The organism is Burkholderia sp. B21-005 (assembly GCF_020843965.1).
Lineage (GTDB): Bacteria > Pseudomonadota > Gammaproteobacteria > Burkholderiales > Burkholderiaceae > Burkholderia > Burkholderia ambifaria.
On record NZ_CP086301.1, the window covers coordinates 2,170,127 to 2,183,752 of the forward strand.

Below are 13,626 nucleotides of genomic sequence, written 5' to 3' on the forward strand. Positions count from 1 at the left end.
AAATAGTGGTTTAACCAAGCAGCAGCATTGCGAGCGGCAGCACGGGCAGCAGCGCGTCGACGCGGTCGAGCACGCCGCCGTGCCCAGGCAGCAGGCCGCTGGAATCCTTCACGCCCGCCTGACGCTTGAGCAGCGACTCGAACAGGTCGCCGATCACGCTGTAGGCGACCAGCAGCGTCAACGCGGCCCACGCGCCGGGCATCCCGTAGCGGGTCGCGAATGCGGAAAACAGGGTCGGCTCAAACCAGTGCGCGGCCATCGCGACACCCGCGACGACCATCACGGCGAACCAGCCGCCGATCGCACCTTCCCAGCTCTTCCCGGGACTGATCGTGATGGCCAGTTTACGCTTTCCGAAGGCCTTGCCCGCGAAGTATGCACCGATATCGGCCAGCCAGACGACCAGAAGCAGCGACAGCACGAACGGAACGCCCTCGGCGCGCGCCGCGACGAGCGCGTGCCAGCAGGCCGCGAACACGACGAGCCCGGCCGCGAGCAGGAACGCCCGCCACACGCCGCCCGCGAGTTCCGGCTTGCGTCGCAGCGAGAACGGGCCGACCAGCAGCCAGAACACGCCGGCTGCCATGAAAAGGGGACGGGACGAAGCCGCACCGACGCCGAGCGGCGCGGTCGCCGCGAGCGCGGCCGCCGCGACGATCGCGTAGACGACGGAGCCGACCGCGCCGAGCTTCAGCAGGCGCGCCCATTCCCACGCGGCGAACACGAGCACGACGCCGATCAGCGCGCCGAACGCGGCAAGCGGCGCGAACAGCGTCACCGGCAGCAACACTGCCAGCATCACGACCGCCGTGATCACACGGGTCTTCAGCATGAAAGGGAATCGGCGTTCTGCGATTGCGGTTCGAGCTGCGCGCTGGTGCGCCCGAAACGGCGCTCGCGCTCGGTATACGACGCGATCGCGTCGGCCAGCGCCGCGCCGTCGAAGTCCGGCCAGTATTTGTCGGTGAAATAGAATTCCGCGTACGCGAGCTGCCACAGCAGGAAATTGCTGACGCGCTGCTCGCCGCCGGTGCGGATGAAGAGATCGGGCTCCGGCGCATAGGCCATTGCCAGGTGCGGCGCGAACGCGTCTTCGGTCACGTCGACCTCGCGACCCTCGCGCACGGCCTGCTCGACGAGCTTCTTCGTCGCCTGCAGGATGTCCCAGCGGCCGCCGTAGTTCGCGGCGATCGTCAGGGTCAGGCGGGTGTTGCGCGCCGTCTTGGTTTCGGCGCGGCGGATCAGTTCGCGGATGCGCGGCTCGAAGCGTTCGAGATCGCCGACCACCCGCAGGCGGATCCCGTTCGCATGCAGCTTGCCGATCTCGCGCTCGAGCGCGGTGATGAACAGCCGCATCAGGAACGACACTTCGTCGTTCGGCCGGCGCCAGTTTTCCGAACTGAACGCGAACAGCGTCAGGTATTCGACGCCGGCGCGCGCGCAGCCTTCGACCACCGCCCGCACGGCATCCACGCCGCGGGTGTGCCCCGCGACGCGCGGCAGGCGGCGTTCGGTCGCCCAACGGCCGTTGCCGTCCATGATGATCGCGATATGACGCGGCACGGCGCCGACGTCAGGCACGCGAACAGTAGAGCTTGTATAGGTCATGGCCGTTGAGACAGTAATGCGGAAAGAAGGCGGCGCGCGAGGACGGTCGTCAGACCGTCATGATCTCGGCTTCCTTGCTCTGCACGAGCTTGTCGACTTCGGCAACGTGCTTGTCCGTCAGCTTCTGCACGTCGTCGCTCGCACGGCGCTCGTCGTCTTCCGAGATTTCCTTGTCCTTCACGAGCTTCTTGAGCGCTTCGTTCGCGTCGCGGCGCAGGTTGCGGATCGCGACCTTGGCCGTTTCGCCTTCGCTCTTGACCACCTTGGTCAGCTCGCGGCGGCGCTCTTCCGTCAGCGCCGGCATCGGCACGCGGATCAGGTCGCCGGCCGTCGCCGGGTTCAGGCCGAGATCGGCTTCGCGGATGGCCTTCTCGACCTTCGCGACCATGTTCTTTTCCCACGGCTGCACACCGATCGTGCGTGCGTCGACGAGCGTCAGGTTCGCAACCTGCGAGATCGGCACCATCGAACCGTAGTAGTCGACCTGCACGTGATCGAGCAGACCGGTATGCGCACGGCCCGTGCGGATCTTCGCCAGATCGTTCTTGAACGCTTCGATCGAGCGCTGCATCTTCTGCTCTACGCCCTTCTTGACATCAGCGACACTCATTTCAACCTCCAAACCTTCCAACCTTCAAAGAACGCGGGCCCGCCCGGCGCGCGACGCACCACGGCCGGCGACCCACGCCGCTTGCCCGCATCCGCGGGAGTTTACACGTGGACGAGCGTACCTTCGTCCTCGCCCAGCACGATACGCTTGAGCGCGCCCGGCTTGTTGATCGAAAACACGCGAATCGGCAGCTTCTGGTCGCGGCACAGCGCGAAGGCCGTCGCGTCCATCACCTGCAGATTCCGGCTGATCGCCTCGTCGAAGCTGATCGTCGCGTAGCGCGTGGCCGACGGATCCTTCTTCGGATCGGCAGAATATACGCCATCGACCTTGGTCGCCTTCAGCACGACCTCGGCGCCCACTTCCGAACCGCGCAGCGCGGCGGCCGTGTCCGTCGTGAAGAACGGGTTGCCCGTGCCGGCCGCGAAGATCACGACCTTGCCTTCCTCGAGCTGACGGATCGCACGGGGCCGGATGTACGGCTCGACGACCTGGTCCATGCGCAGCGCGGACTGCACGCGCGCGACGATGCCGGCGTGGCGCATCGCGTCCTGCAGCGCCAGCGCGTTCATCATCGTCGCCAGCATCCCCATGTAGTCGGCCGTCGCGCGGTCCATGCCGGCCGCACCGCCCGCGACACCGCGGAAAATGTTACCGCCGCCGATCACGACCGCAAGCTGCGTACCGAGACCCACGACTTCGGCAATGTCCGCCACCATCCGTTCGATCGTCGCGCGATTGATGCCGAAGGCATCGTCGCCCATCAGCGCTTCGCCGGAGAGTTTGAGGAGGACGCGTTTATAGGCATTGGACATAGGGGCTTCCGAGCGACGAGAGGATGACAACCACGAACTGTAGGGGCGAAATACTGATTCGGGCAAGCGCCGACGGTCGGACCGGGGTTCCCGGCCGGCCGACGGCGCCGCCGACCGCGGCGGAGCGGACGCCCGCCGCGGATACTGCCTGACTGCTTACTGCTGCTTTGCTGCTGCGACTTGCGCGGCCACTTCGGCGGCGAAGTCGTCCTGGCGCTTCTCGATGCCTTCGCCGACGACGAACAGCGCGAACTTCTGCACCGTGGAGTCCGCTGCCTTCAGCATCTGCTCGATCGTCTGCTTGTCGTTCTTCACGAACGTCTGGTTGAGCAGCGACACTTCCTTCAGGTACTTCTGGACGCTGCCGTCGACCATCTTCGCGACGATTTCAGCCGGCTTGCCCGATTCCGCAGCCTTCTGCTCGGCCACGCGGCGTTCCGTGTCGATCAGTTCCGCCGGCACGTCGGCCGACGACAGCGCGACCGGCTTCATCGCGGCGATGTGCATCGCGACGTCCTTGCCGACCTGCTCGTCCGCACCCGTGTACTCGACGATCACGCCGATACGCGCGCCGTGCAGGTACGTCGCGATCTTGTTCGCGGTTTCGAAGCGCACGAAACGGCGGATCGAGACGTTCTCGCCGATCTTGCCAATCAGTGCCAGGCGCACTGCGTCGACCGTCGAGCCTTCGAGCGGCAGCGCCGACAGCGCGGCCACGTCGGCCGGGTTCTGCGTCGCGACGAGTTCTGCAACCGTCTTCGAGAATGCGAGGAAGTCGTCGTTCTTCGCGACGAAGTCGGTTTCGCAGTTCAGTTCGACCAGCGCGCCTGCATTGCCGCCGACGAACGATGCGACGACGCCTTCGGCCGTCACGCGCGATGCCGCCTTGCTCGCCTTGTTGCCGAGCTTGACGCGCAGCAGCTCTTCAGCCTTGGCCAGGTCGCCGTCGGCTTCCGTCAGCGCCTTCTTGCACTCCATCATCGGTGCGTCGGTCTTTGCGCGCAGTTCTGCCACCATGCTTGCGGTAATTGCCGCCATCATTCGCTCCTTGAGTCTGTATTCACAACGCCGCCCGCTTGGACGCGAACGGCCGAAAATCGTTTCCGGACCCGCGCCGATTCAGCGCGATCAGGTCCGGCGCACAAGCTTAAAAAAAGGGGGCCTGTTGAGAGCCCCCTTTTTGCGCCGGCTCGGGGCCAGTTACGCGTTTTCCTCGACGTACTCGTCGTCGCCGCGCGCTGCCTGGACCACTTCGTTGACCGCGTTCGCACGGCCTTCGAGGATCGCGTCGGCCACGCCTTCAGCGTACAGCGCGACTGCCTTGCTCGAGTCGTCGTTACCCGGGATCACGTAATCCACGCCTTCCGGCGAGTGGTTCGTATCGACCACGGCGATGACCGGCACGCCCAGCTTGTTCGCTTCGGTAACGGCAATCTTGTGGTAGCCGACGTCGACGACGAAGATCGCGTCCGGAATGCCGCCCATGTCCTTCACGCCGCCGATCGACTTCTGCAGCTTGGCGATTTCGCGTTCGAACAGCAGCGCTTCCTTCTTGCTCATCTTCTCGGTTTCGCCCGATTCGACGGCCGCTTCCATGTCCTTCAGGCGCTTGATCGAAACCTTCAGCGTCTTGAAGTTGGTCATCATGCCGCCGAGCCAGCGTGCGTTGACGTACGGCATGCCTGCGCGCTGCGCTTCCTGGGCGATCGTGTCACGCGATTGACGCTTCGTGCCGACGAACAGGATCGTGCCGCGGTTTGCTGCCAGCTGGCGCACGTACTTCTGTGCGTCCGTGAACATCGGCAGCGTCTTTTCGAGGTTGATGATGTGAATCTTGTTGCGGTGACCGAAAATGAACGGAGCCATCTTCGGGTTCCAGAAGCGCGTCTGGTGACCGAAGTGGACACCCGCTTCCAGCATTTGGCGCATCGTAACTGCCATGTAAATTCTCCACGAGGGTTGGGTCTTAAGCCGGCTGCCGTACCGCCGCGCGAACGCGCCCCGAAGGACCTTCGTTCCGCGCGGCCGGCACCCTTGGTTGCGCCGGCTTGCGATTCGGCACGTGCGAAAATGCGCGTGCCGCAAGCCTTTCATCGCCATGCCGCCCCAAAACGAGGCATGTTCGGCATTTGGATGTCGACTTAGCCAAAGAGTATAGCACGCCGATTTGTCGGCTCTCAAGTCGCCCGCCACTTTCGCTTGCCGCGCGGCAGCCGGCCGGACAATCCCCGAAAACCCGCATCGGCACCGCCGGCAGGGGCTGCGAGGCCAGCCATAAGGTGCGATAATCCGTCAATTCACCGCATTCCAGGCATACCTCGATGGCTATTACGCTCAAAAACGAACACGACATCGCCGAGATGCGCGTCGCCTGCCGTCTCGCGAGCGAAGTGCTCGACTTCATCACGCCGCACGTCGTCGCGGGTGTCACGACCGCCGAACTCGACCGGCTCTGTCACGAATTCATGCTCAACGAGCAGGGCACGATCCCCGCGCCGCTGAATTATCAGCCGCCCGGCTACCCGCCGTACCCGAAGGCCACCTGCATCTCGGTCAACGACGTGATCTGCCACGGCATTCCGGGCGAGAAGGTAATCAAGAACGGCGACGCGCTGAACATCGACGTCACCGTGATCAAGAACGGCTACTTCGGCGACACCAGCCGGATGTTCATCGTCGGCGAGGGCTCGATCCTCGCGAAGCGCCTCGTGCAGACCACCTACGAGTGCATGTGGCTCGGCATCGACCAGGTCAAGCCCGGCGCGCACCTCGGCGACATCGGCTACGCGATCCAGAAGCACGCGGAAGCGCAGGGCTACAGCGTCGTGCGCGAATACTGCGGCCACGGCATCGGCACGGTGTTCCACGAAGATCCGCAGGTCGTCCACTACGGCCGTCCGGGCACCGGCATCGAGCTGAAGGCCGGGATGATCTTCACGATCGAGCCGATGATCAACGCCGGCAAGCGCGACATCCGCACGATGCCCGACCAGTGGACGGTCAAGACGCGCGACCGCAGCCTGTCCGCGCAATGGGAGCACACCGTGCTCGTCACCGAGACGGGCTACGAGGTGCTGACCGTGTCGGCCGGCACGCCGGCACGCCCGGTGTTCGCGCAACCGGCCGCCGCGATCTGAGCGCCGTCGCGCCCGCCCTGCCCACCTTGCCCGCCCTCGACCTGAACGGCCACCCATGAGCGCTCACGCCGCCCCCTCGCCCGAAGCGCTGTCGCGGCGCGCCGAATTCAAGGCCGCCAAGGTCGACATGCTCGAGCGCTTTCGCAGCGCGGCGAACGTCGCGTCGCTGATGCACGCGCTGTCGAAACTCACCGACGATGCGCTCAAGCGCGTGTGGGACGAGTGCGGAGTACCCGCGACGCTCGCGCTCGTCGCCGTGGGTGGCTACGGACGCGGCGAGCTCGCGCCCTACTCCGACGTCGACATCCTCGTGCTGCTGCCCGACGCGCACGACCCGGCGCTCGACGCCCGCATCGAGCGCTTCATCGGGATGGCGTGGGATCTCGGCCTCGAGATCGGCAGCAGCGTGCGCACGGTCGCGCAATGCATCGAGGAAGCGTCGCAGGACGTCACCGTGCAGACCTCGCTGCTCGAGGCGCGCCGCATCGTCGGCAGCACCGCGCTGTTCGAGCGCTTCACGGTGCGCTATCACGAGGCGCTTGACGCCCGCGCGTTCTTCACCGCGAAGGTGCTCGAGATGCGCCAGCGCCACGCGAAGTTCCAGGATACGCCGTACAGCCTCGAGCCGAACGTGAAGGAAAGCCCCGGCGGGCTGCGCGACCTGCAGACGATCCTGTGGATCGCGCGCGCGGCCGGCTTCGGCAGCAGCTGGCGCGAGCTCGACACGCGCGGGCTCATCACCGAGCGCGAGGCGCGTGAGCTGCGCCGCAACGAAGGATTCCTGAAGACGCTGCGCGCGCGGCTGCACGTGATCGCCGGCCGCCGCCAGGACATGCTCGTGTTCGACCTGCAGACGCAGGCCGCCGAGAGCTTCGGCTACCGGCCGACGCAGGCCAAGCGCGCGAGCGAGCAGCTGATGCGTCGCTACTACTGGGCCGCGAAGGCGGTCACGCAGCTCGCGACGATCCTGATCCAGAACATCGAGGCGCAGCTGTTCCCCGCGACGAGCGGCATCACGCGCGTGCTGTCGCCCGATCGTTTCGTCGAGAAGCAGGGCATGCTCGAGATCGTCGACGACGGCGTGTTCGAGCGCCATCCCGACGCAATCCTCGAAGCCTTCCTGCTGTACGAGGTGACCCGCGGCGTGAAGGGCCTGTCCGCCCGCACGCTGCGCGCGCTGTACAACTCGCGCGAGATCATGAACAACACGTGGCGGCGCGATCCGCAGAACCGCCGCACGTTCATGCAGATCCTGCAGCAGCCCGAGGGCATCACGCACGCATTCCGGCTGATGAACCAGACGAGCGTGCTCGGCCGCTACCTGCTGAATTTCCGCCGCATCGTCGGCCAGATGCAGCACGACCTGTACCACGTGTATACGGTCGACCAGCACATCCTGATGGTGTTGCGCAACCTCCGCCGCTTCGCGGTGGCCGAGCATGCGCACGAATACCCGTTCTGCAGCCAGCTGATCGGCAATTTCGAGCGCCCGTGGGTGCTGTATGTCGCCGCGCTGTTCCACGACATCGCGAAAGGCCGCGGCGGCGACCATTCGACGCTCGGGATGGCCGACGCACGGCGCTTCTGCCGCGAGCACGGAATCACCGGCGACGACGCGGCGCTGATCGTGTGGCTCGTCCAGCATCACCTGACGATGAGCCAGGTCGCGCAGAAGCAGGACACGAGCGACCCCGAGGTCATCAAGCGCTTCGCCGAAGTCGTCGGCAACGAACGCTACCTCACCGCGCTCTACCTGCTGACCGTCGCCGATATCCGCGGCACGAGCCCGAAGGTGTGGAACACGTGGAAGGGCAAGCTGCTCGAGGACCTGTACCGCATCACGCTCGCGGTGCTCGGCGGCGCCAACCCCGATGCGCATTCGGAACTGAAGTCGCGCCAGGAGCAGGCGCTCGCGCTGCTGCGCCTCGAGACCGTGCCCGACGACGCGCACCGTGCGTTGTGGGATCAGCTCGACGTCGGCTTCTTCCTGCGTCACGACGCGGCCGACATCGCATGGCAGACGCGCGTGCTGTACCGGCACGTGAACGCCGAGACGGCGATCGTCCGCGCGCGGCCGTCGCCGATCGGCGACGCGCTGCAGGTGCTCGTGTACGTGAAGGACCGCCCCGACCTGTTCGCGGGCATCTGCGCGTACTTCGACCGCAACGGACTGTCGGTACTCGATGCGCGCGTCAGCACCACGCGGCATGGCTATGCGCTCGACAATTTCATCGTCACGCAGACCGAACGCGACGTGCGCTATCGCGACATCGCGAATCTCGTCGAACAGCAGCTCGCGACGCGCCTCGCCGAGACCGCGCCGCTGCCGGAGCCGTCCAAGGGCCGCCTGTCGCGGCTGTCCCGGACGTTTCCGATCACGCCGCGCGTCGACCTCCGGGCCGACGAGCGCGGCCAGTACTACATCCTGTCCGTGTCCGCCAACGACCGGCCGGGCCTTCTCTATTCGATCGCGCGCGTACTGGCCGAGCATCAGGTCGGCGTCCACGCGGCGCGGATCAATACGCTCGGCGAACGCGTCGAGGACATCTTCCTGCTCGATGGTGCCGGCCTGTCCGACAACCGCCTGCAGATCCAGCTCGAAACCGAATTGCTGCGCGCGATCGCAGTCTGAATGAATCCCAGCGTTTATGCGCACCAAATTAACCGTCAAGAATCCGCGTCCGGCGTCGCCGACCCGCGCACCCGTCCGCTCCGGCAGCCTCGTCGCTCGCAAGGCGGTGCGCCCCGCCCCGCCGCCCGCGGCCGACAAGTCGCCGCGCCCGAAGAAGGCCGGCGCTCCGGCAGCCGCCGGCGAACGCGCGTTCAAGCCGCGCGGCGCGGAACGCCCGGGTGCGGATCGTGCGCCGGCGAAGCGCGCACCGCGTGACGGCGGTGCCGAACGCGGCGACGCGCGTCCCGCGCGTCCGTATCGCAGCGCCGAAGGCCAGCCCGATGCGCGGCCGCGCCGCGCGGGCACCGAAGGCGGTGCCCGCGCCCCCTATCGCGACAAGGCAGACGGCTACGGCGAGAAGCGCAGCTTCGGCGAACGCCGTACGTCGTCGGACCGCCCGGCTCGCCGCAGCGACGACGATGCACGGCCGCGCCGTGCAGGCGCGGAAGGCGGTGCACGCGCACCGTATCGCGACAAGGCGGCCGGCGAAGGCGCGAAGCGCAGCTTCGACGATCGCCGTCCGCCGTCCGACCGCCCGGCTCGCCGCAGCGATGACGATACGCGGCCGCGCCGCGCAGGTGCCGAAGGCGGCGCACGCGCACCGTATCGTGACAAGGCAACCGGCGACGCACCGAAGCGCAGCTTCGGCGAACGCAGTACATCGTCCGACCGCCCGGCTCGCCGCAGCGACGACGATGCACGGCCGCGCCGCGCAGGTGCTGAAGGCGGCGCACGCGCACCCTATCGCGACAAGGCAACCGGCGAGGCACCGAAGCGCAGCTTCGGCGAACGCCGTACGTCGACCGACCGCCCGGCACGCCGCAGCGACGACGATGCGCGTCCGCGCCGCGCTGGCGCCGAAGGCGGCGCACGCGCGCCCTATCGTGACAAGGCAACCGGCGATGCGCCCAAGCGCAGCTTCGGTGAACGCCGTACGTCGACCGACCGCCCGGCACGCCGCGACGACGATACACGGCCGCGTCGCGCAGGCGCCGAGGGCGGCGCACGCGCCCCCTATCGCGACAAGGCAACCGGCGATGCGCCCAAGCGCAGCTTCGGCGAACGCAGTACCTCGTCCGACCGCCCGGCACGCCGCAGCGACGACGATGCACGACCGCGCCGCGCTGGCGCCGAAGGCGGCGCACGCGCACCGTATCGTGACAAAGCAACCGGCTACGGCGAAAAGCGCAGCTTCGGCGAGCGCCGCTCGACCGGCACCGCGCCGACGACCGCACAACCGGTCAAGCGCCGCGCCCCCGACATCGATCACGGCGACGAAACCGGCCTGATGCGCCTGTCGAAGCGCATGTCCGAGCTCGGCCTGTGCTCGCGCCGCGAAGCCGACGAATGGATCGAAAAGGGCTGGGTGCTCGTCGACGGCGAACGCATCGACACGCTCGGCACCAAGGTTCGTCCCGACCAGAAGATCGAGATCGACGAGCGCGCGAGCGCCGCGCAGGCCGCGCAAGTGACGATCCTGCTGCACAAGCCGGTCGGCTATGTGTCCGGTCAGGCGGAAGACGGCTACGAGCCCGCGTCGGTGCTGATCACGCGCGCCAACCAGTGGAGCGGCGACCGCTCGCCGCTGCGCTTCTCGCCGCAGCATCTGCACGCGCTCGCACCGGCCGGCCGGCTCGACATCGATTCGACCGGCATGCTCGTGCTGACGCAGAACGGCCGGATCGCGAAGCAGCTGATCGGCGAGCAGTCGGACATCGACAAGGAGTATCTGGTGCGCGTGCGCTTCGGCGAACGGCTGCTCGACATCGACCAGCACTTCCCCGCCGAATCGCTCGCGAAGCTGCGCCACGGCCTCGAACTCGACGGTGTCGCCCTGAAGCCTGCGATGGTGAGCTGGCAGAACGGCGAACAGCTGCGTTTCGTGCTGCGTGAAGGCAAGAAGCGCCAGATCCGCCGGATGTGCGAACTGGTCGGTCTCGAAGTGATCGGCCTGAAGCGCGTGCGGATGGGCCGCGTGATGCTCGGCGCGCTGCCGCAAGGGCAATGGCGCTACCTGTCGCCCGACGAGTCGTTCTGACAGCGGGCACGCACCGCGTGCCACGCAATGAAAAAGCCCGCGCAAGCGGGCTTTTTCGTTTCCAACACGACGGCGCGCAACATCGCGCACCGCCGCGTGCCGGTCAGTCGTCGTCGGTCGGATCGAGCCCCGGGAACAGCACCTCGGTGAAGCCGAAGCGCGTGAAGTCGGTGATTCGCATCGGATACAGCTTGCCGATCAGGTGGTCGTATTCGTGCTGGACGACCCGCGCGTGGAAGCCTTCCGCGACGCGGTCGATCTTCGCGCCGAACTGGTCGTAGCCGCTATAGCGCACCTTCGCATAGCGGCTGACGACGCCGCGCATGCCCGGCACCGACAGGCAGCCTTCCCAGCCCTCTTCCATGTCCGGCGGCATGTACTCGAGTTTCGGGTTGATCAGCACGGTCTCGGGCACGGGCGGCGCGTCCGGATAGCGGTTGTTGCTGCCGAAGCCGAAGATTATGAGCTGCAGCCCGATGCCGATCTGCGGCGCGGCGAGCCCCGCGCCGTTCGCGTGATGCATCGTCTCGAACATGTCCGCGACGATCTCGTGCAGTTCCGGCGTGTCGAACTGCTCGACCGGCTTGGCGACTTCGAGCAGGCGCGGATCGCCCATCTTCAGGATCTCGCGAATCATGGGGTGTTGCCCTCCAGGAGTTGGTGCAGTCCGTCTTCGTCCAGTACGGGGATGCCGAGTTCCTCGGCCTTCGCGAGCTTGCTGCCGGCATCGGCGCCCGCGACCACGTAATCCGTCTTCTTCGATACCGAGCCCGCGACTTTCGCGCCCGCCGCTTCGAGCATCTCCTTCGCCGCGTCGCGGGTGAGATTCGGCAGCGTGCCCGTCAGCACGACCGTCTTGCCGGCCAGCACGCCCTGCGGCGCCTTCGGCGCGGGCGGGCCTTCGGCCCACGTGACCTTGCCGGGCGCGCGCAGCTGCTCGATCACGGTGCGGTTGTGTTCTTCCGCGAAAAACTGGTGGATCGACTCGGCGACGATCGGCCCGACGTCGTTGACTTCGAGCAATTCCTCGATCGACGCGTCCATGATCGGGGTCAGCGACCCGAAGTGCTTCGCGAGATCCTTCGCGGTCGATTCGCCCACATGACGGATGCCGAGCCCGTAGATGAAGCGCGCGAGCGTCGTGTGCTTCGCCTTCTCGAGCGAGTCGAGCAAATTCTGTGCGGACTTCTCGGCGAACCGGTCGAGTTCCGCGAGCGTCGCGAAACCGAGATTGAACAGGTCGGCCGGCGTGCGCACGAGATTCAGTTCGACGAGCTGATCGATGATCTTCTCGCCGAGCCCGTCGATGTCGAGCGCGCGACGCTGCGCGAAGTGCCACAGCGCCTGCTTGCGCTGTGCCGGGCAGAACAAGCCGCCCGTGCAGCGCGCGATTGCCTCGTCCGGCAGCCGCTCGATCTTCGAGCCGCACACCGGGCACTCGGTCGGCATCACGAATTCGGCCGCGTCTTCCGGCCGGCGATCGAGCAGCGCGCCGACGACCTCGGGGATCACATCGCCCGCACGCCGCACGATCACGGTATCGCCGATCCGGATGTCCTTGCGGCGCACTTCGTCCTCGTTGTGCAGCGTCGCGTTGGTCACCGTCGCGCCGCCGACGAACACGGGTTCGAGCCGCGCGACCGGCGTGATCGCACCCGTGCGGCCGACCTGCACGTCGATCGCGACGAGCTTGGTCAGCGCTTCCTGTGCGGGAAACTTGTGCGCGAGCGCGAAGCGCGGTGCACGCGACACGAAGCCGAGGCGATCCTGTTCGTCGCGCCGGTTCACCTTGTAGACGACGCCGTCGATGTCGTACGGCAGCGACTCGCGCTTCTCGCCGACCTTGCGGAAGAACCCGAGCAGGCCGTCGGCGCCGTACACGACCGCGCGCTCGCGGTTCACCGGCAGACCGAACGACTCGTACCAGTCGAGCAGCGCGCTGTGCGTGTCCGGCATCGGCATGCCGTCGAGCACGCCGATCCCGTACGCGAAGAACGACAGCGGACGCTGCGCGGTGATCTTCGGATCGAGCTGGCGCAGGCTGCCGGCCGCCGCGTTGCGCGGGTTCGCGAATTCGCGTTGCTCGGCCGCGCGCTGGCGTTCGTTCAGGCGTGCGAAATCGCGCTTGAACATCAGCACCTCGCCGCGCACGTCGAGCAGGGCCGGGACGTGCGCGCCCTTCAGCTTCAGCGGGATCGAGCGGATCGTGCGGACGTTTTCCGTCACGTCCTCGCCGGTCGTACCGTCGCCGCGCGTCGACGCCTGCACGAACACGCCGTGCTCGTAGCGCAGCGAGATCGCGAGCCCGTCGAACTTCAGCTCGCACGCATATTCGACAGGATCCGTCACCGAGCCGGCGAGATCGGTCGTCTTGTCGAGCGCATCGGCGACGCGCTTGTCGAACGCGGCGATGTCCTCGTCGGCGAAGCCGTTGTTCAGCGACAGCATCGGCGCATCATGGACGACCGGCGTGAAACCACCCGCCACTTCGCCGCCGACGCGCTGCGTCGGCGAATCGGGCGTCACGAGTTCGGGATGATCGGTTTCGAGTTGCTGCAGCTCGCCGAACAGTCGATCGTATTCGGCGTCGGGCAGATCCGGCTGGTCGAGCACGTAATAGGCGTAATTCGCCCGCTCGAGTTGGTCGCGCAGCCACGCGGCACGCGTGTCGGGCTGGCTGGCTGGCGGTTCGGCTTGGGTTCGGGCCATGCTGGCGGCAGTTTCGTTCTGAAAAATCGGATGTTCGA

General features: G+C 66.9%; 11 protein-coding genes. 3 read left to right on the forward strand and 8 right to left on the reverse strand.

The features are described 5' to 3' along the window. Positions 1 to 10: 10 nt before the first annotated feature. From LMA02_RS10170 to rpsB, 6 genes are all read right to left on the reverse strand, one after another. Positions 11 to 832, reverse strand: a complete 822-nt coding sequence (locus LMA02_RS10170) for a phosphatidate cytidylyltransferase (RefSeq protein ID WP_228904671.1) — start codon at positions 830 to 832, stop codon at positions 11 to 13. Then, a complete protein-coding gene (gene uppS / locus LMA02_RS10175) occupies positions 826 to 1,608 on the reverse strand; it encodes a polyprenyl diphosphate synthase (protein WP_006758563.1) in 783 nt (260 codons plus the stop codon). Before uppS ends, LMA02_RS10170 begins: the two co-directional genes overlap by 7 nt. A gap of 49 nt (positions 1,609 to 1,657) precedes the next feature. After that, a complete protein-coding gene (frr, locus tag LMA02_RS10180; RefSeq protein ID WP_006752152.1) occupies positions 1,658 to 2,218 on the reverse strand; it encodes a ribosome recycling factor in 561 nt (186 codons plus the stop codon). A 101-nt stretch (positions 2,219 to 2,319) separates the two neighbouring features. Continuing rightward, positions 2,320 to 3,033, reverse strand: coding sequence for a UMP kinase (pyrH, locus tag LMA02_RS10185; protein WP_006752151.1), 714 nt, complete (start codon positions 3,031 to 3,033; stop codon positions 2,320 to 2,322). Between the two features lie 156 nt (positions 3,034 to 3,189). After that, positions 3,190 to 4,071: a translation elongation factor Ts gene (gene tsf / locus LMA02_RS10190; protein ID WP_228904673.1), complete on the reverse strand. Its 882-nt coding sequence runs from the start codon at positions 4,069 to 4,071 to the stop codon at positions 3,190 to 3,192. Between the two features lie 162 nt (positions 4,072 to 4,233). Continuing rightward, on the reverse strand, positions 4,234 to 4,974 hold the full coding sequence (rpsB, locus tag LMA02_RS10195; RefSeq protein ID WP_011352461.1) for a 30S ribosomal protein S2: 741 nt from the start codon (positions 4,972 to 4,974) through the stop codon (positions 4,234 to 4,236). 380 nt (positions 4,975 to 5,354) lie between these two features. Between rpsB and map the strand changes: the two genes are divergently transcribed. The 3 genes from map to LMA02_RS10210 are packed head-to-tail and all read left to right on the forward strand — an operon-like array spanning position 5,355 to position 10,879. Then, on the forward strand, positions 5,355 to 6,170 hold the full coding sequence (gene map / locus LMA02_RS10200) for a type I methionyl aminopeptidase (protein WP_228904675.1): 816 nt from the start codon (positions 5,355 to 5,357) through the stop codon (positions 6,168 to 6,170). A 55-nt stretch (positions 6,171 to 6,225) separates the two neighbouring features. Beyond that, complete coding sequence (locus LMA02_RS10205; RefSeq protein ID WP_212085710.1) at positions 6,226 to 8,802, forward strand: [protein-PII] uridylyltransferase; 2,577 nt, start codon at positions 6,226 to 6,228, stop codon at positions 8,800 to 8,802. A gap of 16 nt (positions 8,803 to 8,818) precedes the next feature. Then, a complete protein-coding gene (locus LMA02_RS10210) occupies positions 8,819 to 10,879 on the forward strand; it encodes a pseudouridine synthase (protein ID WP_228904683.1) in 2,061 nt (686 codons plus the stop codon). A 103-nt stretch (positions 10,880 to 10,982) separates the two neighbouring features. Here LMA02_RS10210 and def read toward each other — a convergent pair whose 3' ends face one another. Both def and ligA read right to left on the reverse strand, forming a co-directional pair. Continuing rightward, positions 10,983 to 11,516 (reverse strand): peptide deformylase, encoded by a 534-nt coding sequence (gene def / locus LMA02_RS10215; RefSeq protein ID WP_166724928.1) that lies wholly within the window; start codon positions 11,514 to 11,516, stop codon positions 10,983 to 10,985. Next, positions 11,513 to 13,588: an NAD-dependent DNA ligase LigA gene (ligA, locus tag LMA02_RS10220; RefSeq protein ID WP_228904685.1), complete on the reverse strand. Its 2,076-nt coding sequence runs from the start codon at positions 13,586 to 13,588 to the stop codon at positions 11,513 to 11,515. Before ligA ends, def begins: the two co-directional genes overlap by 4 nt. Between the last annotated feature and the right edge of the window lie 38 nt (positions 13,589 to 13,626).